This is a genomic window from Parasphingorhabdus sp., assembly GCF_036963805.1.
Taxonomy (GTDB): domain Bacteria; phylum Pseudomonadota; class Alphaproteobacteria; order Sphingomonadales; family Sphingomonadaceae; genus Parasphingorhabdus.
This window is the reverse complement of record NZ_JBALUN010000005.1, coordinates 125576-146244: the sequence shown is the minus strand read 5'-3', so window position 1 is coordinate 146244 and position 20669 is coordinate 125576. Positions and strand designations below refer to the sequence as shown.

At 52.4% G+C, this 20669-nt stretch carries 19 protein-coding genes; 15 read left to right on the top strand and 4 right to left on the bottom strand.

Features of this window, described 5'->3' with window-relative positions; genetic code table 11:
* The first annotated feature begins 96 nt into the window (after positions 1-96).
* The 3 genes from V7676_RS13555 to V7676_RS13545 all read left to right on the top strand — a co-directional run bounded on the left by V7676_RS13555 (position 97) and on the right by V7676_RS13545 (position 3438).
* The gene (locus V7676_RS13555; RefSeq protein ID WP_335660235.1) at positions 97-1293 is read left to right on the top strand and encodes an acyl-CoA dehydrogenase family protein; all 1197 of its coding nucleotides are present in this window, start codon (positions 97-99) and stop codon (positions 1291-1293) included.
* 41 nt (positions 1294-1334) lie between these two features.
* Entirely contained in the window at positions 1335-2474 is a 1140-nt protein-coding gene (locus V7676_RS13550) for an acyl-CoA dehydrogenase family protein (protein WP_335660234.1), read from the top strand.
* A 193-nt stretch (positions 2475-2667) separates the two neighbouring features.
* Positions 2668-3438 (top strand): SDR family NAD(P)-dependent oxidoreductase, encoded by a 771-nt coding sequence (locus tag V7676_RS13545; RefSeq protein WP_335660233.1) that lies wholly within the window; start codon positions 2668-2670, stop codon positions 3436-3438.
* A gap of 129 nt (positions 3439-3567) precedes the next feature.
* Here the strand turns inward: V7676_RS13545 and V7676_RS13540 are convergent, their stop codons facing one another.
* On the bottom strand, positions 3568-4929 hold the full coding sequence (locus V7676_RS13540) for an alkaline phosphatase PhoX (RefSeq protein ID WP_335660232.1): 1362 nt from the start codon (positions 4927-4929) through the stop codon (positions 3568-3570).
* A 217-nt stretch (positions 4930-5146) separates the two neighbouring features.
* Here V7676_RS13540 and V7676_RS13535 point away from each other — a divergent pair, with 217 nt between their 5' ends.
* Positions 5147-6415: a NupC/NupG family nucleoside CNT transporter gene (locus V7676_RS13535; protein WP_335660231.1), complete on the top strand. Its 1269-nt coding sequence runs from the start codon at positions 5147-5149 to the stop codon at positions 6413-6415.
* Positions 6416-6427: 12 nt separating this feature from the next.
* Positions 6428-7033 (top strand): CDP-alcohol phosphatidyltransferase family protein, encoded by a 606-nt coding sequence (locus V7676_RS13530; protein WP_335660230.1) that lies wholly within the window; start codon positions 6428-6430, stop codon positions 7031-7033.
* A gap of 197 nt (positions 7034-7230) precedes the next feature.
* On the opposite strand, the gene V7676_RS13525 is transcribed toward V7676_RS13530, so the two are convergent.
* The gene (locus V7676_RS13525) at positions 7231-9384 is read right to left on the bottom strand and encodes an FAD-dependent oxidoreductase (protein WP_335660229.1); all 2154 of its coding nucleotides are present in this window, start codon (positions 9382-9384) and stop codon (positions 7231-7233) included.
* A gap of 241 nt (positions 9385-9625) precedes the next feature.
* Between V7676_RS13525 and V7676_RS13520 the strand changes: the two genes are divergently transcribed.
* From V7676_RS13520 to V7676_RS13480, 9 genes are all read left to right on the top strand, one after another.
* The gene (locus tag V7676_RS13520) at positions 9626-10654 is read left to right on the top strand and encodes a LacI family DNA-binding transcriptional regulator (RefSeq protein WP_335660228.1); all 1029 of its coding nucleotides are present in this window, start codon (positions 9626-9628) and stop codon (positions 10652-10654) included.
* A gap of 140 nt (positions 10655-10794) precedes the next feature.
* A complete protein-coding gene (gene zwf, locus V7676_RS13515) occupies positions 10795-12243 on the top strand; it encodes a glucose-6-phosphate dehydrogenase (RefSeq protein WP_335660227.1) in 1449 nt (482 codons plus the stop codon).
* Positions 12236-12877, top strand: coding sequence for a 6-phosphogluconolactonase (locus tag V7676_RS13510; RefSeq protein WP_335660226.1), 642 nt, complete (start codon positions 12236-12238; stop codon positions 12875-12877). The genes zwf and V7676_RS13510 overlap by 8 nt, the downstream gene beginning before the upstream one ends.
* Complete coding sequence (gene edd / locus V7676_RS13505) at positions 12874-14694, top strand: phosphogluconate dehydratase (RefSeq protein ID WP_335660225.1); 1821 nt, start codon at positions 12874-12876, stop codon at positions 14692-14694. The genes V7676_RS13510 and edd overlap by 4 nt, the downstream gene beginning before the upstream one ends.
* Before the next feature lie 51 nt (positions 14695-14745).
* A complete protein-coding gene (gene eda, locus V7676_RS13500; protein ID WP_335660224.1) occupies positions 14746-15363 on the top strand; it encodes a bifunctional 4-hydroxy-2-oxoglutarate aldolase/2-dehydro-3-deoxy-phosphogluconate aldolase in 618 nt (205 codons plus the stop codon).
* A 219-nt stretch (positions 15364-15582) separates the two neighbouring features.
* A complete protein-coding gene (locus V7676_RS13495; RefSeq protein WP_335660223.1) occupies positions 15583-16095 on the top strand; it encodes a hypothetical protein in 513 nt (170 codons plus the stop codon).
* Positions 16096-16187: 92 nt separating this feature from the next.
* Positions 16188-16559 (top strand): hypothetical protein, encoded by a 372-nt coding sequence (locus V7676_RS13490; RefSeq protein WP_335660222.1) that lies wholly within the window; start codon positions 16188-16190, stop codon positions 16557-16559.
* Positions 16560-16572: 13 nt separating this feature from the next.
* Complete coding sequence (locus V7676_RS13485; protein ID WP_335660221.1) at positions 16573-17379, top strand: C39 family peptidase; 807 nt, start codon at positions 16573-16575, stop codon at positions 17377-17379.
* Positions 17380-17389: 10 nt separating this feature from the next.
* On the top strand, positions 17390-17983 hold the full coding sequence (locus tag V7676_RS13480) for a hypothetical protein (RefSeq protein ID WP_335660220.1): 594 nt from the start codon (positions 17390-17392) through the stop codon (positions 17981-17983).
* 99 nt (positions 17984-18082) lie between these two features.
* Here V7676_RS13480 and V7676_RS13475 read toward each other — a convergent pair whose 3' ends face one another.
* Entirely contained in the window at positions 18083-19249 is a 1167-nt protein-coding gene (locus V7676_RS13475) for a glycosyltransferase (protein WP_335660219.1), read from the bottom strand.
* A gap of 9 nt (positions 19250-19258) precedes the next feature.
* Positions 19259-20020: a COG4705 family protein gene (locus V7676_RS13470; protein ID WP_335660218.1), complete on the bottom strand. Its 762-nt coding sequence runs from the start codon at positions 20018-20020 to the stop codon at positions 19259-19261.
* A 154-nt stretch (positions 20021-20174) separates the two neighbouring features.
* On the opposite strand from V7676_RS13470, the gene V7676_RS13465 reads away from it, so the two are divergent.
* Positions 20175-20648, top strand: coding sequence for a helix-turn-helix transcriptional regulator (locus V7676_RS13465; protein WP_335660217.1), 474 nt, complete (start codon positions 20175-20177; stop codon positions 20646-20648).
* Positions 20649-20669 lie beyond the last annotated feature (21 nt).

Here is a 20669-nt window from a genome sequence, read left to right as displayed (position 1 = left end):
CATGCCGTAGCGTCACTCGTTCCGATCTTTAGACACGCTTGTTTTCTGCGGTTCTTTGCCTATGCTGGCGCCAAATTCATCATTGGAGTCTCGCTCATGAACCTGGAATTCACTGCAGAGGAAAATGCGTTTCGCGACGAAATACGCAATTTTATCGAGAATAATTATCCCAAGCATATCGAAGGCAAAGGGATTCAGGATGAGCTTAGCCCTGAAGACATGGTCGCTTGGCACAAGGTGCTGGGCGAAAAAGGCTGGTCGGTTCCCGCATGGCCGGAACAATATGGCGGCACCGGCTGGACCGCGACGCAGCGCTATATCTGGGGGGAGGAAAATGCCCGTGTGAATGCGGTCATGCCGCTGCCCTTTGGCGTCTCGATGGTTGGCCCGGTTATCTACACTTTCGGCAATGAGGAACAGAAAGCCAAACATCTGCCCGGTATCAAGAGCGCAGAAGTTTGGTGGTGTCAGGGCTATTCAGAACCAGGCGCCGGTTCCGATCTCGCATCGTTGAAAACAACGGCAGTGCGGGACGGTGATGATTATATCATCAATGGCCAGAAGACATGGACAACATTGGCACAGCATGCCGATTGGGGCTTCTTCCTGTGTCGCACCGATCCCGATGCACCCAAGCCGCAACAGGGTATCAGCTTCATTCTGATCGACATGAAAACACCAGGCATTGAGGTGCGTCCGATCAAGCTGATCGATGGCGGTTACGAGGTCAATGAAGTATGGCTGACGGATGTCCGGGTGCCAGCGGAAAATCTGATTGGCGAAGAGAATAAAGGCTGGACCTACGCGAAATTCCTGTTGGCGCATGAACGGTCCGGCATTGCCGGTGTGGCGCGGTCGAAACGCGGTGTCGAGAAGCTTAAGGACATTGCCAAGCATGAATTGCTGGACGGTAAGCCGCTGATTCAGGACATGGGTTTCGCAACCAAGGTCAGCCAGCTGGAAATTGATCTTGCAGCGCTTGAAATTACCGAGCTACGGACATTGGCTGGCGAACAGGCCGGTAAAGGCCCGGGACCGGAAAGTTCATTGCTGAAGGTCAAGGGTACAGAGATTCAACAGCGTTTGACTGAGCTAACTCTTGAGGCAGTTGGTATATACGGCACGCCTGATGCCGACAGCTTCCCCGACGACGGGTCTAACGATTTCCCGATTGGTCCGGATTATGCGCATCACGCCGCAGCGACCTATTTCAACATGCGCAAGACGTCAATTTACGGCGGATCTAATGAGATCCAACGCAACATCATCACCAAAATGATTTTGGGCTTATAATTTCAGCGGGCTTTAAAGACCTGACTCAGGAGTGATAGAAAATGGATTTCAATTTTACTGACGAACAGAACATGGTTCGTGACGGCATTTCGCGCCTTATTCGGGAACAATATGAATGGGACACGCGGCGCGAAGTAATCTCTAGCGAAGCAGGCTGGCGACCAGAGCTTTGGGCACAGCTGGCTGAGCTTGGTATGCTCGCGGCTCCGTTTAGTGAAGAAGATGGCGGCTTTGGCGGCGGCGCGACCGAAACCATGCTGATCATGGAAGAATTTGGTAAAGGCCTTGCGATTGAACCGTTTATTCCCAGCATTGTCTGTGCGGGCGGATTTTTGAAACACGCGGGCAATGCTGCGCAAAAAGAAGAATATCTTGGCGGGATCATTACCGGCGAGATGGTTTTCGCATTTGCTTATGCGGAACCGCGCGGCCGCTATGATCTGGCGGATTTGCAGACCACGGCCAAAAAAGATGGCGGCGATTATATTCTCAACGGTCATAAAGCGGTTGTCATCGGTGCGCCTTGGGCGACCCATTTGGTTGTCACTGCGCGAACCTCTGGTGATCAGCGGGATCAGGGCGGTATTTCTATATTCATCGTTGCCAAGGACACGGATGGCCTGAGCCTGCGTGACTATGGCACGGTGGATGGTCGCCGCGCTTCGGAAGTCTATTTTGAAAATGTGAAAATTTCTGGCGATGCTTTGATTGGTGAGGCCGATAACGCCCTTCCGCTGATTGAAAAAGTGGTTGATGAAGCCACCGCTGCCGTGTGCGCGGAAGCGACCGGCGTGATGAAGGTCGCCAATGAGATGACATTGGATTATTCACGCCAGCGCAAGCAATTTGGCGTGGCAATCGGAAGCTTTCAGGTTCTTCAGCACCGGATGGCTGATATGCTGATGGAATATGAGCAATCGGTTTCCATGTCCTATTTGGCGACGATCAAACTGGACGAAGATGATGCGACCCGGAAACACACGATATCAGCGGCAAAAGTACGCATCGGTCAATCGGCGCGCTTCATTGGCCAATCGGCGATCCAGACTCATGGCGGCATGGGTATGACCGATGAGCTGGCCGTCGGCAGCTATTTCAAGCGGCTGTCGATCATCGAAGGTGAATTTGGCAGTGTCGACCATCATATGCGGCGGCACATTAAACTGACTGCGGCTGCGTAAATCTCTCTGATAACCCTATCATAAAAGGGCGTGCGGTCAGATTGGCTGCGCGCCCTTTTTAGTTCAGGGACATGGTACCGCAGCTATCCTCTTTCTGTTTTTTGTTTGGCCAATTATATAAAGCGAGGTTGGCTGAGCGCATCTTGATGGTATAGAGTCGATTATAATAATCGTATAATTCAGAGGATAAAATATGGCCATTCCATTCTCACTAGCGGGCCGGACCGCACTGATCGCTGGCGCATCATCAGGTCTTGGCGCTCATTTTGCAGAATTATTTGCTGAGGCTGGGGCCAATGTCGTGCTGGGCGCGCGGCGAACGGATCGCACAGCGGAATTAGCAGGCAAGATCATCGACGCTGGCGGCCGCGCATTGGCCGTGCCGCTTGACGTTACGGATGAAGCATCGGTCATAGCGGCCTATGATATGGCGGAAGAAAAATTCGGTGTGGTTGATACAATCATAGCCAATGCCGGTGTCAGCGTGACTGGCCGCGCCACTGATGTTACGCATGAAGCTATCCGAAATGTGATCGGCACGAATTTAGTCGGTGTTTATCTGGTTGCCCGTGAAGGGGCCAAACGCTTGATTGCCAACGATAGCAGGGCAAAGGAAAATGGCCGGATAACTATTATCGGATCTATTACATCCCGTCTGACCGGGGAGAGCGATAGCGCCTATGCGGCCAGTAAGGCCGGTGTAACTCATCTCGGTCGAAATCTGGCGCGCGAATGGGTGCGACAGGGGGTGAATGTCAACACCGTCCATCCCGGCTATATTGATACGGAAATCCAAGGTGATTGGTATCAGACCGAAGGTGGAAAAAGCAAGATTGCGAGTTTCCATCGGCGGCGGTTGCAGGATATGTCGTCGCTTGATTCGATGATGCTTTACTTCTCTTCCGATGCGGCAAAGTCAGTGACAGGATCGGACATTGTCGTCGATGATGGCCAATCCTTGTAACTATCACCGCTATCGCACGGTGACCGAATAATACCAAAAGACTCTTTTTATCCGCCTAATGGCTTCGGCGGCGTAATATCCGGACTCGCTGCGACAGGTGCAACGAACCTAGGCAAGCGCTTCGGGAATTTACCGTAATTTGTTCCACGGACCAAGGATAGCGAGAGTCTTTGTCGGACTATATAGGTTTAAAAACATCGTTCGCCCGTCGGGGGAGAAACAGGCGCCTGCCGGTTCCGTCTGTATCCGGATGCGTCCTAGTGCATAGGCTTTGCCATGCGGGGTGACGCCGCGCAGGTGATTGTCCACCGTTGCGCTATATTGATCTTCGCAGACGATCAGATGGCCATTGGGCGCGATGGTCAGATTATCACCAAAGCTATATTGGCGGCGGTCGGTGGATTCCATGAATAATTGTAAAAGGCCGGGTGCTTTGGCTTCGGCCTCTAGTCCTTCATAGCGGGACGGCCGGTAGCGCATGATCTGCCCTTCCTTGGCTGCTCCGCCGGATGTGCAGCAAAAATATAGCTCGCCATCGCCATAAACAATGCCTTCGCCGCGCGCGAATTTGACCGCGCCGTCCTTAGCACCCCGTTCGCGTAGGTCGTCATTGGGGCTTTCGACCTCGTTCAAATCTACCCAGCTGGCAAATTGCCAAGCGCCCGGCTTGAATGTCGGTGTCGACCAGTTGCGGCTGTCATTATCCAGCGTGTCTTTGGCAAAGGCCAATGCTTGCAGCTTGCCGCCCTCGGCCAATTTTCCGGGTACATCGGGGATGAAACGATAGAATAGGCTGTCGTCGCGATCTTCGGTCAGATAGACAATGCCGGTCGCCGGATCGACGGCGGCGGCTTCATGGTTGAAACGCCCCATGGCTTTGAGGGGGACCGGGTCAACCAAGCCTTTTTCGGCGGCGGGTACTTCAAATACCCAGCCATGGTCGCGCGTTACGCCGTCTCCGGCGCGGGTCACATCTTCTTCACAGCTCAGCCAGCTGCCCCATGGCGTGGTGCCGCCGGCACAGTTGCGGATCGTGCCCACAAGGCTCAGATGTTGGCGTTCCATAACCAATGTTTGATTATCGAGTATCATTGTGGTCGTACCGCCAACCAGCGGTTTTCCGTTTTGGTTATAATCATAGGCCGCGAGCGTTGAGGGCATGGCAGTAAAAGGACCATCATCAAAATGATTGGCCTTAAGTTCATGGTTTCGAACCAGCGCGAGCTTGCCATTGGGCATCGCGAAACAGCCCATGCCATCGGCCCGATCGGGCACGCGATTGCCATCGGACATCGCGCCGCGAAATTCGGACAGGATATGATAGGAAAACCCCCGGGGCAGATCGAGCAAACCATTGGGATCAACCTGTAACGGCCCATAGCCTTTATGCGACCTCGTCGCGCCCGTCCGGGCCAGACTGCTATGCTGGGCCAGACCGGAAAAGGCGAGGGCGGTTAGTCCACCGGTGAAATTGCGACGGTTCAACTGCATGTTGGGCTTTCCTTCAATGGGCCTGCAAATGGACTAGCATTGGCTGGCCTTAATATATCAGCTTAGCCGCCTAACATGACATATTTTTGAAGGCAGGCAATAGAGCCACATATTGGAATCCCTTTTACGTGCTTGCCATCTTTTAAAAGGCGGTTGGTGCTTTCCTGATTTTCCGCCATGGTGCAGCATTGCAACATGACCATGGGGACGATAGCATTTGCTTGAAATATTAAGCCAATTTCAGGGGCTGATCGGCATTGCCTTCATATTGACAATGGCCTGGGCATTGTCGGAAGACCGCAAAGACAGGCCAAGCTGGCGGTGGATCGCAGGCGCGATTACGGTGCAGTTCATTCTTGCGCTTTCGATAGTCCGTATCCCGTTCATTTGGGATATTATCGGCCTCGCCAATCAGGGCGTGCAGGCGATTGAACAGGCGACGCTGGCGGGCTCCAGCTATATGTTTGGCTATGTCGGTGGGGCGGATCTGCCCTTTGCGCTGAAGGACGGGGCCAAACCGCCCCTGATCATTGCATTCCAGATATTGCCATTGGTCATCGTTTTCTCCGCATTGGCGGCCTTGCTATGGCATTGGCGGGTGTTGCAGATCATCGTCAAAGGCCTGTCCTGGGCCTTGCAAAAAACAATGGGCGTTAGCGGCGTGGTAGGTCTGAGCGGAGGGGCGAATATCTTCCTGGGTATGGTGGAATCGCCGCTGGTCGTTAGAGCCTATTTTGAAAAGATGAGCCGGGCAGAATTATTCGCGATCATGGTGCTGGCCATGTCCACCATATCCGGTGCGATATTGGTGCTTTATGCGACAACGCTGGAGAAGACCGTTTCCAACGCTGTCGGGCATATGATTTCGGCTTCGCTTATATCCTTGCCAGCGGCCATATTGCTCGCGCGCCTCATGGTGCCGGGGCTGTCGGATACCAAGGTGAACCGCGAAGAGCCGGGCCTGAAATATGATAATAGCTTCGACGCGATTATTCGCGGGACCATGGACGGGGTGCAGCTATTTCTTGCCGTGATTGCGGTCATCATTGTGATCTTCGCCTTTGTCGCATTGATCGACCAGATATTGACCGTGCTGCCCTTGATCGGGGGAGAGGCGGTGACGCTGAGACGCCTATTCGGTTGGTTATTTGCGCCGCTTATGTGGATGATCGGTGTGCCGTGGGAGGAATCGGCTGCGGCGGGTTCGCTTATGGGCACCAAGGCGATATTGAATGAATATGTCGCTTATCTGGAACTGGCGGCACTGCCCGCCGATACGTTCAGCGCCAAGGGGCAGCTTATTGTCACCTATGCGCTTTGCGGGGTGGCCAATCTCGCCAGTGTCGGCCTGATCATTTCGACCATCGGTACTTTATGTCCAGAACGCCGGTCTGAGGTGGCTGCGTTGGGGATGAAAAGCTGGTTTGCGGGCAATTGCGCTACCGCGATGACCGGCGCTGTGATCGGGATCATCACATGGGTATAGGATTTTATTGCGATGTTTGACGCCAAGATTCGTCCCCTGATTGACCCGCCGCTGAATGCGATGGGCAGGGCTTTGGCCCAAACCGGTTTGACGGCCAATAGCATCACGCTGCTCGGACTAGGGTTTGGCTTAGGCGCAGCCTATGCGATCACGCTCCAGCAATATGGTTGGGCGGTGGCGCTGGTGATTGTCAGCAGGCTATTGGACGGCCTTGACGGCGCGGTGGCAAGAGCCACGCAAAAGACCGCTTTTGGCGGTTATCTCGATATAGTTTGTGATTTCATATTCTATGTGTCGGTGCCGTTGGCGTTCGGGATTGCCGATCCAGCGAACCTGCTTCCGGCATTATCGCTGGTCGCTGCTTTCACCATAACGGGTATCAGTTTTCTGGCCTTTGCTGTGACTGCGGCAGAACAAGGCGCGCAGACCAGCGCCCATGGCGAGAAAAGCTTCTTCTACAGCACAGGCATCGCAGAAGGCGGGGAGACGATCGCCTTATTCCTGCTCATGTGCGTGTTCCCGATATATTTTGAGACGCTGGCCTATATTTTCGCCGGGCTTTGCGTGGTGACGGTGTTCCAGCGGACGGTTCTGGCTTGGCTCAGTTTCCGTAGCTAGTCGGACCCTAATCCCCTTTCCTACAGAGCGGGCATTGTGATAATTTGGCTGCGGCTCTTTCTCATTTGTTGAATAATCATAATCGGCAGTTTTCTGGGAGTGAGTATCTGTGATTTGTGTGAACTTTGGAGTTACATTGCGCGGCGAAACAATCCCAAAAGAGTATGTTCACTTTGTAAACTTCGTTGTGCTTGGGCCTAGCTTCGCGCCCAATTAAAATAGCGCTCAAGCCATTTCAGCGCCCATTCCGGCTTATGTTTTTTGCGCCATTCGCCCGCCGCAAATTTATTTGCTTCCGCCATGGTCGGATAAGTATGGATGGTCTCCAAAATCTTGCCGAGGCCAAGGCCATGTTTCATCGCCAGCACATATTCGGTGAGCAATTCCCCTGCATTTTGGCCGACGATGGTAACACCCAATATCCTGTCCTTGCCCGGCGGGGTCAACACTTTGACAAATCCTTCGGTGGCGCTTTCGGCAATGGCGCGGTCAAGATCGTCGAGCATATATTTGGTGACTTCATAGGTCACGCCGTCCTCTTTGGCCTGCTGTTCATTGAGGCCAACATGGGCAATTTCGGGGTCTAAAAAAGTGGTCCATGGCAAAAATTCATAGCTGGGTTTGAATTTCTTGAACCGCCCGAACAATGCATTGACCGTTGCGAACCATGCCTGATGCGATGCATTATGTGTGAGTTGATAGGGGCCAGCAACATCACCTGCTGCATAGATATGCGGGAAACTGGTTTGCAGATGATCGTTGGTAACCAATGTGCGTTCCGGCTCGATGCCCAGATTTTCAAGGCCATAGCCATCAAGGCGGGCGGCCCGTCCAACAGCGATCAATATATCGTCAAAAGGCACGGATGTTTCGCCGCTATCGCTTTCGATGATGATCATTTTGCGGCTAGCGTCCATTTCGGTGCGCAGCGCTTTGTGACCGCAGAGCAGGGTCACACCTGAATCTGTGAGGGCCTTGGCCGCGATTTCGGATACGTCCTTATCCTCAATGCCCATGACGCGGTCTGCCATTTCGATCAGGGTGACATTGCTACCAAGTCGGGCAAAGGATTGCGATAGCTCGCAGCCGATGGGGCCACCGCCTAGCACTACGAGCTGTTCGGGGACAGCATCGCGTTTCGCCATTTCTTCCCATAATGTGTCGCTGGTCAGATAGCCGGTCTCTTCAAGGCCGGGGAGCGGAGGGACAAAGGGCCGCGCGCCCGTGGCTAAAACAATCGCCTTGGTGGTTAGTGTCTGGGTGCCGCCATCATTGCGGGCAATCTCGACCGTCCAAGGGTCGGTTAGTCGCGCATAGCCTTGCACCACGTCTACGCCCAATCCTTCAAACCGTTCTACACTGTCATGAGGTTCTATGGTTTTTATAACATTCTCAATGCGTGCCATGACGTTTTTAAAGCTAAAATCCGGTTTGCTGGCGGTCAGGCCATAGCGGTCGGCATAACGCATCTGTTCGGCGACCTTGGCGCTCTTGATCAGCGCCTTAGACGGGACGCAGCCATAGTTCAGGCAGTCACCGCCCATTTTTCCGGCCTCGATCAAGGTCACTTTTGCATTGATGGTCGCGGCAATCAGGGAGGATACGAGGCCGCCAGAACCCGCGCCAATCACGATCAGGTTGCGGTCAAATCTCTTGGGCTTGGTCCAGCCCTTATAGATTTTCCTGTTTTTCAATAGGCTGATAATCCCTTTTGCAATCCAAGGGAAAATCGCGAGCAAAGCAAAGGAACCGATAACCGGCAGCGAAAAGACCTCCCCGACGGAATCCACCCGTGAAAGCTGTGTGCCCGCGTTGACGAAGACAATCGTTCCGGCGAGCATACCAATCTGGCTGGCAATGAAATAAGTCCAGATCCGCATCTTGGTGAGGCCCATGACCAGATTGACGACGAAAAACGGAAAGGCGGGAACCAGCCGGATCGAGATGAGATAAAAGGCCCCGTCGCGCTTGATACCCTCGTTGATATTTTTGAGCCGCTGCCCAAATTTGCTCTCTACCCAGTCACCCAGCAAATAGCGCGATGTCAAAAACGCAATGGTCGCGCCAATGGTGGAGGCAAAGGACACCACGATGGTCCCGACCAACACGCCAAATAACGCGCCAGCGGCAAGGGTCATCACTGCAGCACCGGGAATGGACAGGGCCGTAACCGCGACATAGATGAGGAAAAATGCACCGATAATGGCCAGGGGATTGGCTTGATATTGCGCATCTATGGCGTCTTGCTGTGCCTTTAGATTTTCAAGCGTCAGTTGGGAACCGAGGTCATAGTGAAAAAATGCAAATATCGCCGCCACAATGACGGCCAAAACCAAGAGCTTTTTAAACATGCCGATTTCCCCTGTTTCCATGAATATACTGTTTTTCGACAGTTCGCATCAGAGGCATAACCGGTTACAGGAGCGCCGTCGATGGCGCGCAATGGGTTTGTCGGGCCATATCCGTGACGATTTACGTGGAAAGAATCTCTGACAACCTTGTCACCGACAACTTGCTGTGCCAGTTGGCTCCAAGGCAAATATAAAGAATATATGGCTTCGCCAAAAGGGACGGGCTTTGAAGAATAATGGGATGAATAGTCCGCGGCAACGCGCGACGATGATTGACGTGGCCAAGGATGCGGGTGTTTCCTTCAAGACTGTGTCGCGTGTCCTCAACGGCGAAAGCAACGTGCGTGAAGAAACCCGCCAGTTGGTGATGAGCGCGGCAGCGAGATTAAACTATACACTCAATGCCGCCGCTCGCAATTTGCGTGTTGGCGGACCGCAAATCATTTCTCTTCTGGTTCAGAATCCCAGCCGCAGCTATATTGAAAGCGCTCATCTGGGCGCGCTACAACGATGTCACAAGATCGGTATGCGTTTGATCATGGAAGAATGTGAAGGTGGTCTGGCCGAGATTGAAGCAATGATCATCAATAGTTCGCCGGTCGGCATTGTTGTAACCCCGCCGCTATGCGACGATCCCGAACTGATAAAAATGCTGGATGATAAGAAGCGTCGGTATGTTTTAATCGCACCGTGCAATCCGGATTCAGCGCGTGCTTCCATTAATATCAATGATGAAATTGCGGCACAAGAAATGACGCAGCATCTTTTGTCGCTCGGCCATAAGCGGATCGGTTTTATAAAAGGGCATCCCGATCACAGTGTATCGGCCAAACGCTATAAGGGTTATTCCAATGCCATGAAGGCTGCGGGTATAGATATCGATCCTCAGCTGATTGAGCAGGGACAGTTTTCTTGGGCCTCCGGTCTGGCCTGCGCGGAAAAGCTGCTGGACCTTCCGAGCCGGCCCAGCGCGGTTTTTGCGAGTAATGACGATATGGCTGCAGCGGTCATCGCGGCCGCCTATCGCCGGAACATCCATGTGCCCAATGACCTCTCGGTTGTCGGTTTTGATAATATGCAAGTTGCAGCTGTGATCAGCCCGCAATTGACGACGGTAAATCAGCCCATAGCCAATATGGTTTCCGAAGCGGTAGGTCTTTTGACTGATCAGACATTTCAGTCAGGCGTTCGGTCAAAACCAATATTTCTCGACCATCATCTTGTAATTCGCGAGTCTGCGGCGCCCGCGAACGCAAAAGTCGCAACCTGAATATAGCATTGGAATAGACATATAAGGCCACGCTTAACGAAAAGGACAACGTTGACATATTGCCGTCGTGGATTAAGAATATCGATGATCTGCGCTATGTTTTGCCAATGCGGTTTCGTCAACAGGAGCAATAAATAAAGATGAACTCTAATCCATCCAACACACTGCTTTTGTTTGGGGCAACCGGTGATCTGGCACGGCGCATGCTGTTGCCGTCCTTATATGCGCTGCATGTTGATGGTTTGATTGCCAAAGACTTGCGGATTTTTGGAACGGCGCGCAGCAGCCTGAGTGATACTGAATATCGGACGTTGATCAAGGATGCCTTGAACGAATTCCTGCCTGAAGAACGCAAAGATGCAGCAGCTATTGAACAGTTTCTCGAACGGATTTTTTACCAACCGCTCGACGCCTCGCAGACCGAAGGCTTTGCTGACCTCGCCAAGAAGCTTGGCGATATATCTGCTGGCATGTCGATTTTCCTGTCGACAGCGCCATTTCTGTTCGAACCGACGATCAAGGGGCTGCAGTCAGCAGGGCTGGCTGGCGATAATGTGCGGATCGGGTTGGAAAAGCCGCTGGGCAATGATTTGGCGTCCTCGACAGAGATAAATAATGCTGTGGCTGCTGCGTTTCCGGAGGACCGTATTTTCCGGATTGACCATTATCTCGGCAAGGAAACGGTACAGAATATTCTAGCGCTGCGTTTTGCCAATATGATGTTTGAACCGCTTTGGAATGCTGGCGGTGTTGATCATGTTCAAATCACGGTGTCGGAGGTCGTGGGTTTGGAAGGCCGCCATGGCTTTTACGATGATACCGGTGCGTTGCGGGATATGGTGCAGAACCATATGCTGCAGCTATTAGCGATTACCGCGATGGAACCCCCCGCCCAATATGACGCGACCGCCATTCGCGATGAAAAAGTGAAAGTGCTGCGATCTTTGCGTAAGCTTGATCGATCGGAAGTCGTCACCGGCCAATATGATGCCGGTGCGGTCAACGGAGAAGCGGTCACCGGTTATGAAAGTGATTTTGACGGGGCATCAAAGACCGAGACTTTTGTCGCGCTCAAGGCCCATGTCGATAATTGGCGTTGGCAGGGGGTCCCCTTTTATCTGCGCACGGGCAAGCGTCTTGCCGAACGCCGCAGCGAGTTGGTGATTCAGTTTAAGGAAGTGCCGCACAGCATTTTCGGGGAGCGCTCCGGAAAACCGATAGCCAACCGGCTGGTTATCCGCTTGCAGCCAGAAGAATATGTCCGCCTGCAAGTCATGGCCAAGGAACCGGGGCTCGACCGCGACGGTATTGTCCTGCGCGAAGTGCCGCTTGACCTGTCCCTGACGCAGGCCTTTGCCAGTGCGCGGCAGCGCATTGCCTATGAACGGCTGCTCCTTGATCTTATCGAAGGGGATCAGACCTTGTTCGTCCGCCGCGATGAAGTTGAAGCACAATGGTCATGGGTCGATGCCATCCGGCAGATATGGAGCGATCACGCGGTGGTTCCTAAAAGCTATGGTGCCGGTAGCTGGGGACCGTCTGCCGCTATTGCTTTGACGGAACGCGACGGAGTGAGCTGGCATGAGTGACGCGGCCCCATCAGGACGGCTGACTTGGGCCTATCAGGCTGATGCTAAGGCGGTTGCGGCGCATATCGCGGCGGCGATTGAGCAACGAGGGGCCCGGCTCTTGGCTGTTCCGGGCGGCAATACGCCGCTGGCGATATTCGACATATTATCGACCATGGACCTGCCATGGGACGAACTGTCCCTGATGCTGACGGATGACCGGATTGTTGCCAAAGATCATGACGCCAGCAATTTTGGCAAGCTAACCAAGGCTTTCGCAGGTACCAAAGCAAAGCTGATCGATCTGGTAGAAGGCTCGGTACCGCCACGGGCTGATCTTGTCTGGATCGGTATGGGCACAGACGGTCATATTGCTTCGCTCTTTCCGACCATGAAAGTGCCCGTACAGGTGGATGAAAATAGCCCACTGATCGTGCGCACCGTGCCTGATCCCTTGCCGCCGGAAGCACCTTTTGAGCGGCTGAGCCTTAACAAGTCTGCACTTATAGATACGAACGAACTGATCATTGTCGCGCGCGGAGCGGACAAGAAAGTCATATTGGAGCATGCAATAAGGGAAGAGCATGATTTGCCCATTGCACAGCTAATCAAGGCCGCTTCCTGCCCGATAACGATTTTCTGGAGCGAGACATGAGCCTGCATCAGACTTTGGTCGCAGTGACAAACCGTATCATAGAGCGCAGCAAAGCGCCGCGCGCCGCCTATCTCGATTTAATCGACAGGGAAGGGGATAAAGGCGTCGACCGGCCCAATTTATCCTGCGGCAATCTGGCGCATGGTTTCGCAGCAAGCGGTGATGATAAACCGGCCATTCGTTCTGGCGCGGCGATGAATATCGCTATTGTGACTGCCTATAACGACATGTTGTCGGCGCATCAGCCCTATGGCCGCTATCCAGAACAGATTAAAATTTTTGCGCGGGAAGCAGGCGCAACGGCGCAGGTCGCTGGTGGTGTTCCGGCCATGTGCGATGGTGTGACCCAAGGGCAATTGGGTATGGAACTTAGCCTGTTCAGCCGCGATAATATAGCGATGGGGACTGCAATTGGTCTCAGTCACGGTATGTTTGAAGGCACGTTGTTGCTCGGTATCTGCGACAAGATCGTGCCGGGCTTGTTAATTGGTGCGCTGCGCTTCGGGCATTTGCCGACCATATTGGTTCCCGCTGGACCGATGCCATCGGGGCTTGCCAATAAAGAAAAACAACGCGTCCGCCAGCTCTATGCAGAAGGCAAGGCGAGTAAGGACGAGCTTTTGGAGGCTGAAGCCGCGAGCTATCATGGCGCTGGCACTTGTACGTTTTACGGTACGGCAAATTCCAATCAAATGATGATGGAAATGATGGGGCTTCATGTTCCCGGCGCAGCCTTTGTCAATCCGGGTACCAAGTTGCGGCAAGAGTTGACCCGTGCGGCGGTGCATCGGCTTTCTGGTATCGGTAAAGCGAGTGAAGATTATCGTCCGCTCGGCCGCTGTATTGATGAAAAGGCTATTGTAAACGCCGCTGTCGGCCTTTTGGCGACGGGCGGTTCTACCAATCACCTGATCCATCTTCCCGCCATTGCGCGCGCGGCCGGGATCATCATCGACTGGGAAGATTTTGACGCTTTGTCAGCCGTGGTTCCGTTGGTCACACGCATCTATCCCAATGGCTCTGCTGATGTGAACCATTTCCATGCGGCGGGCGGTATGGCCTTTGTCATCCGCCAATTGCTGGACGCCGGGCTTATGCACGGTGACATTATGACCGTCGCAGGGAACGGCATAGACGATTATGCGAAAGAGGCAGTGTTGGAGGGCGACAAACTGAGTTGGAGGGCCGCCCCACTGACAAGCCGTGACCCTGATATAGTGCGTCCGGTATCCGATCCCTTTTCTCCCGATGGCGGGATGCGATTGCTGACAGGTAATCTTGGCCGCGCAGCCATTAAGACAAGTGCTGTTGATTCCAGCCGGTTGACGATTGAAGCACCCGTCCGGGTTTTTGCGGATCAGAATGATATTAAGGCGGCCTTTGATGCTGGAGAATTGAACCAAGACGTCATCATCGTTGTTCGTTTCCAGGGGCCACGCGCCAATGGCATGCCAGAGCTTCATAAGCTGACACCGCCCATGGGTGTGTTGCAGGATCGCGGTTATAAGGTCGCTTTGCTCACCGACGGCCGCATGTCGGGAGCCAGCGGTAAAGTTCCAGCCGCTATCCATTGTTGGCCGGAAGCGAAAGACGGTGGTCCGCTGGCGAAATTGCAAGACGGCGATGTTGTCCGCATCTGCGCAAGGACAGGGGAGCTAACCGCGTTGGTCGACGAAGCCGAATGGCAGCAGCGTGACTTGGCACCGACACCGTTGGAAACCGCCGGTACAGGACGCGAGCTGTTCGCCATCATGCGCCATCTGTCCGATAATGCAGAGGCAGGTGCATCAGCCATGCTACAGCAGGCGGGGCTTTAGACATGATAACAGAAGCAGGACGCAAAAAGATTTTCGCACAGGAGTCTGAAAATGAAACCGATTGAGAAATTAATGCGCACGGCGCCGGTTATTCCTGTGCTCGTCATAGAAGATATCGCTAGTGCCCGGCCGATTGCAGAGGCCTTGGTGGCAGGAGGACTTTCGATATTGGAAGTGACATTGCGGACTGATTGCGCGTTGGACGCCATCGCTGAAATGAAAAAGGTGAAAGGCGCTATTGTTGGTGCCGGCACGGTATTGAATGATGCGCATCTGACAGCGGCATTGGATGCGGGTTCTGAATTCATCGTGTCGCCGGGGCTGACCGAAGCCGTGGTCGAATCAGCTTTTAAACATGATGTCCCAATATTGCCCGGCATTTCCAACGCTAGCGATATCATGCGCGGTATGGATATGGGGCTGCGCCATTTTAAATTTTTCCCGGCCGAAGCCTCTGGCGGTATCGCAGCCTTAAAGGCCATTTCTGCGCCATTTAAAGACTGCCTGTTTTGCCCCACCGGCGGCATAAATATTCAAACGGCGGGCAAATGGTTGGCTTTAGAATCCGTGCTTTGTGTGGGGGGAAGCTGGATTGTACCCAAAGGCACAAGCGATTTTGCTGAGGTCGAACAATTGGCACGAATAGCTGCTGCTATTCACCATAACTAATGTTTCCTGCTGTAAGGCATTGGTTTTTTATGACCAAAATAGCCTGATTTAAGCCAAAAATAGAAAATTATCTGACCAATTGCCATATCGCAACAAGCGAAACGGCGAATCGTTCTAACAATGGGACACCGCATCACGCGGTACAAAACAGGGCCTCTTTACCCCCTTCCTTGTTCGTCAGGGAAAGATGAGATGCCTTAGACCCTAAGGAGAAAGACGATGAAAATGACAAAACTAATGGCAGCATCAGCTGCAGTAGTTGCTTTGGCCGTTGGCGCCCCCGCCATGGCTCAGCAAGCACAAGACAATGATGTGACCGACACCAACAACGGTGCCGTCGTGGTGAATGATCTGCTTGATGTATATCTGCAGGCAAATGCCAGCACGACGAACTCGTTTACGGCTAATGACATCAACAGCAACAACAACAACGGCAATAACTTTGTTGTTGCTGCGCAAACGCTTACCGCAACGAACACCAATCAATATTTGGACGAAGTCGTCGATATGGATGGTGCGGACGATACAGATACACCAGTAGGTTATAACAGCGGTGGCAACTCTGTTAACGGCAGTGCGTTTGCAGCTTTTGCAGGTATCCTGAACCAAGCATGGAACACCGGCATCGACTCTAATGCTCAGGCTGGAACCAACATTGCGGCTCAAGGCACCATCAACTTTGGTGATGGCGCAGCAGCAGCTCCAGCTGGCGGCGGCGGCGGCGGCGATTAATCGTCACGATATGAAGGGCGGGCTGGTTTCAGTAGATGGAACCGGCCCTTCCATCCCCCAAACATCCGTTCCCAGAATCGGGAGTACAGACGATGAAAAAATATTATTGGCTTCTTGCAATAGCCCCATTGGCTATGACTGCTTCAAATGCGAGCGCGCAGGTGGCGGACCAGGATGCTAACTTAAAAGCACCCGCGACCGTTGAGCAGCAATCCGGATCCCCGCTATTATCAATGACAGAACTTGATGAAATGCGCGGCGGAACGCAGATTGCGATCAACAATCAAACCTTGAACGCAGAAAATTCCGGCAATTCTATCGGTGGTGACTTTACCGCTGGCGATGTCAGTCTATCGGACAATGCTCTGTCCGGTTTTAATGGGCTGGGCAATTTCGTGTTCAATACCGGCGCACAGTCGACGCTTCAGGCGGGCCTGAGCGTAACTATCAATATCAGCGATTAGGTAGTTATAGGCCATGAACCCCCGCTCCCTCACAAGCCGTGGCCTGTTGCCAGCCGTTCCGTCCTTTAAGAAAGGCTTGAAGGACGGAATGCTGGCGCTGACCGGCGCTGCGCTATCCCTAGCCTTATTCTGGAGCCCCGCTGCTAATGCAGAAGTCCGGCTTGGCCGGGAAGCTCTTGGCGGTGATTATGCAGTTGGTGTGATGACCTATTGGGATATTCCGTTTCGCTCCGTTGTTCGGCAACGTTATGATTTTAGCTGTGGGTCTGCGGCGGTCGCAACCTTGCTCACCTATCACTATGATCTACCTACAGCCGAACGCACGCCGTTCAAAGCGATGTGGGATTTGGGCGACAAGGAAGCCATAAAAAAAGTCGGTTTTTCGATGCTCGACATGCGCAGTTATCTGCAATCTATTGGTTATCGCGCCGAAGGATTTAAACTGGAGCCAGGGCAGCTTGCACAAGTGAAACGCCCGGTTATCGTGCTACTCGACCTCAATGGTTTCAAACATTTTGTTGTCGTCAAGGGGCAGACGAAAGATCAAGTGCTGGTCGGCGATTCCGTGCTCGGCATCAAAAAATATTCTACTAAGGATTTTTATAAATATTGGAATGGTATCGTTTTGGCCATTGTCGATGGACCTATACAGAAACTGCCAACCTATAATCTTGCCGGCGACTGGAGCCCTTGGGCCCCCGCACCTACCGATCAAGTGTCCGCGACCGCCTCTATTGGCGATCTAACGACCCACCTTCCCCCTCTGTACCAGCTCACGCCGGAATTTTTACTCGACGTGCGGGTTGGCACAGTCAGATGAGAGACGAGCCATGAGCTATAGACAAAAATTTTTCACTTCGGTCGCATGTGTCGCATCTTTTACCGCGATACTTTTACCCCAAACTGCCAAAGCTGACCCTGCGGTGGCGGTTGACCTGCCCGCACTTGTATCAGACAAAGATCTGGACAAGTTGCGTGGCGGGTTTCTTGTATCGGGATTGGATATAAATTTCGGTGCGGATATTCGGACGTATGTTAACGGCGCTTTGTTACTGCATACCGTGCTCAATTGGAGTGACGAAGGTGTCGAGACTGTTCAGATTGCGGCTGAAGGATTAAGCCCCGTGGATGCCGCTGCTCTACAAAATGGTGTTTTCTCTAATGGCAATATCCGTATGAAAGTCGGCGATACCCCAGTCTATCTGATCAATGGCGGACAAACTGCGATCGTTCATGAGACCGGCAATGGTGTCCAGAATATGCTGATCAACACCGCTAGCGGTTTTAATAGCGTTCAAGAAGTAGACGCGACCCTAAACCTGTCCGGCTATGAAAATTTCAATGCCAATATGATGATGGACAGGATCAGCAGTGCGATCGACAACGTAGCAGGACAAGCTGCGATCGGCGCGCTCGGGAACTGACCAGCCGCCAATCCGGCTGGTCTCATACGAGAAGCACCGCGAACCTGTAAGGAGGTTAGCGGTGCTTTTTTGTTCTGACGAACAAGTGACCACGCAGGATCACGCTGGCAATTTTGGTGTTTCTTCTACAACATAAAGAGTTTGGCTCCGACTGTGTTCGGAGCTTGCAAGCAAGCAATCAATGTGGCTGCTAATGCCATTTTCTAAGCTATATTTATTAGCAGCATGCGAGAGATTTTTAGACTGCTGCATATTAAGTGCGATGTTGATACTATCTGCTATATTTGCTGCGGAGGGCGGATCTATAATTCCGCAATGTGCCAGCGGTTCGAGAATTTCACGAGCAGCCGGGAAGCAATTTGTGGACAGGACCGGGCAATTTCCTGCCAAGGCCTCCAACACCACCGCCGGAAGCCCTTCATAGTTGGACGACAGCACGAAAACATCTGCAGTTTGATACCAAGCCGCGACATTGGTCACAAAACCGGGCAGCAGGACGCGGTCCGTAAGCTCCAGTTCCTCGATTAATTTTTTGCATGCCTGTCTTTCGGGCCCGTCACCCAATATCACAAGTTTTGCTGTGGGATCTTTTATGAGAGCGAATGATCTGATCAGTAAGTCGAACCTTTTTTGTGCCTGAAAACGCCCAACGCCCAGAACGATTTTTCTACCGGGGTAGGGTGAGCATTTCTCTGACTGCTCAAGCATAGTAGGCGTAACATATGGATTTATCACCGTCCGGAATTTCGCTTTTGCCTTCGGAAAACAGGTTATGAGTTGCTTTCGCTCCGCGTCACACAGCGGCAAGATCAGATAGGCTTGTTTAAAAGCAAGATTATATCCTAACTTTCTTATAGCTCGCTTGATCCGCTTGTCTTTTGTGCGAATTAGCGGGTTTGTTATTTTGAGTATCAGCTTGCCATTAATTCCGGAAAGCCGAACAGCCGCAGCTGTGATCCAATTGATATTATTACCAGTAGATACGATAAAATCTGGCTTAAATTTCGCTATATAGGCGGCGCATTTAGGCAAAAGGCGGATCAGATCGATAGGCCGCGAAATGGAATAATGACTTAAAAACACCAATTTTACGTCGGTGTCGATTAGGGTGCTTAGGGCTTCTTGGGCCTCACCATTATTGCAAAATACGAGCATTGTGGTGTCGTAACCGGCCCTGACAAAACCGCTCGCTAGGATACACGCGACGCGGTCCGTCCCTCCCTGAGCCAACATGTGCAGGGTAAGTAAGATTTTTTGGGATTTCATATCCGGCGCCTAAATTTCGGCACTGCTAATTGCCGGCCTTTGGGGAAGAAACCGGATTAAAGTGATAATCGCGACGCCGAGAACAATAGAAGCAGCTGCGCGGCTCAGTTCAAGCCCGCCTTGCCCGATTGGTTTATCAAGAAAGTCACCAATTACGGCACCCAAAGGACGGGTAAGGATGAAAGCGGCCCAAAAGAGACCAATGTGGCATATATTGGTCCGGTAATAGGAGATCGCGATGAGCGCGAGTGCAGCACCGAAAACTACAGCAGCACCCAAATAACCTAAAGGTCCATCCGCCACCCAATCTCCGAGCGCAGTGCCCAAGGTTTGAGAAAATGTGATGGTCAGCCAATAGTAGATTTCAGCTCTAGGCTCATGTACCGATGCCACGGAAATCGACCCTAAGGTGCGATACCAGATGAACAGCGAAGCAAGTACAAGTGCCAATAATAGTAGTGACCCGCCGGGATAACCAATTCCCATCGAACGCGTTGCGAAATCGGCCATTGTCGTTCCTGCGGTCGTCGATGCAATGATAGTCGCCCAATAAAGTGCTGGATGGAAATTTTTTGCACGTATCTGAAGAGCCACCAGAATGCACAGCAACACTGCGAAAATAGCTGTACCAACCAGATAACCAAGATTTAGTGACATGCTTACGGTGTCACCGGCGGTTTCGCCAAAGGTCGTTGCCAATATCTTGATGACCCAGAAACCGAGCGTGACGGCTGGAACTTTACTCAGGCTCAAGGTTTGGCTTTTCGTCAATGGCTAACTCCTGCTATCACGTGAATTCGTGAGGTTGCAGATCAGCTATCGAAGGGGGTGGCTTTCCTCCATAAGCAGGCGCTCAAACACACGCCTTTAAGCGGAAGTACTATGAAACCCGATGACATCAAAAATAGAAATAACAAAGACTGCAATGCGTAACCGAGCAGTCTTGTTCGCGGTCGGGATCGTTGTAGTTCAGACGGTCGCTGCGATTTTTTTCGTTTTGGATAGTATCGAAGATATCATTGCCAAAACCCAGCCAGGCATAACATTTGAAATTTTCACGGAAGGCCTCATCGCGTTTGCGCTGATGATTGGTGTCGTGATGGGGGCACGACAAACGCGCAAGTTGATGATGGACGCTCGCCGCCGTGAGGATGCACTGGCAGTTGCCCGCGGGGCATTGTCCGATATTATCAAATTGCGATTTGATGAATGGCAATTATCTCCTGGTGAATCCGAAGTTGCACTATTTGCGATAAAAGGATGCAGTATTTCGGAAATCGCCCAAATGCGAAATGCGGCTACCGGCACAGTCCGCTCACAGCTTAGCCAAGTCTATCTCAAAGCCCGTGTAACCAGCCAATCAATGCTGATTTCACTTTTCATTGAAGAGTTGCTTTGACGACCAAGAGGAGTCTTCCAA

Excerpts from the sequence above, each read along its gene's own strand:
- V7676_RS13555 (WP_335660235.1), top strand. The coding sequence starts at position 97 with ATGAACCTGGAATTCACTGCAGAGGAAAATGCGTTTCGCGACGAAATA.
- V7676_RS13550 (WP_335660234.1), top strand. The coding sequence starts at position 1,335 with ATGGATTTCAATTTTACTGACGAACAGAACATGGTTCGTGACGGCATT.
- V7676_RS13545 (WP_335660233.1), top strand. The coding sequence starts at position 2,668 with ATGGCCATTCCATTCTCACTAGCGGGCCGGACCGCACTGATCGCTGGC.
- V7676_RS13540 (WP_335660232.1), bottom strand. The coding sequence starts at position 4,929 with ATGCAGTTGAACCGTCGCAATTTCACCGGTGGACTAACCGCCCTCGCC.
- V7676_RS13530 (WP_335660230.1), top strand. The coding sequence starts at position 6,428 with ATGTTTGACGCCAAGATTCGTCCCCTGATTGACCCGCCGCTGAATGCG.
- V7676_RS13525 (WP_335660229.1), bottom strand. The coding sequence starts at position 9,384 with ATGTTTAAAAAGCTCTTGGTTTTGGCCGTCATTGTGGCGGCGATATTT.
- V7676_RS13520 (WP_335660228.1), top strand. The coding sequence starts at position 9,626 with ATGAATAGTCCGCGGCAACGCGCGACGATGATTGACGTGGCCAAGGAT.
- zwf (WP_335660227.1), top strand. The coding sequence starts at position 10,795 with ATGAACTCTAATCCATCCAACACACTGCTTTTGTTTGGGGCAACCGGT.
- V7676_RS13510 (WP_335660226.1), top strand. The coding sequence starts at position 12,236 with ATGAGTGACGCGGCCCCATCAGGACGGCTGACTTGGGCCTATCAGGCT.
- edd (WP_335660225.1), top strand. The coding sequence starts at position 12,874 with ATGAGCCTGCATCAGACTTTGGTCGCAGTGACAAACCGTATCATAGAG.
- eda (WP_335660224.1), top strand. The coding sequence starts at position 14,746 with ATGAAACCGATTGAGAAATTAATGCGCACGGCGCCGGTTATTCCTGTG.
- V7676_RS13495 (WP_335660223.1), top strand. The coding sequence starts at position 15,583 with ATGAAAATGACAAAACTAATGGCAGCATCAGCTGCAGTAGTTGCTTTG.
- V7676_RS13490 (WP_335660222.1), top strand. The coding sequence starts at position 16,188 with ATGAAAAAATATTATTGGCTTCTTGCAATAGCCCCATTGGCTATGACT.
- V7676_RS13485 (WP_335660221.1), top strand. The coding sequence starts at position 16,573 with ATGAACCCCCGCTCCCTCACAAGCCGTGGCCTGTTGCCAGCCGTTCCG.
- V7676_RS13480 (WP_335660220.1), top strand. The coding sequence starts at position 17,390 with ATGAGCTATAGACAAAAATTTTTCACTTCGGTCGCATGTGTCGCATCT.
- V7676_RS13475 (WP_335660219.1), bottom strand. The coding sequence starts at position 19,249 with ATGAAATCCCAAAAAATCTTACTTACCCTGCACATGTTGGCTCAGGGA.
- V7676_RS13465 (WP_335660217.1), top strand. The coding sequence starts at position 20,175 with ATGCGTAACCGAGCAGTCTTGTTCGCGGTCGGGATCGTTGTAGTTCAG.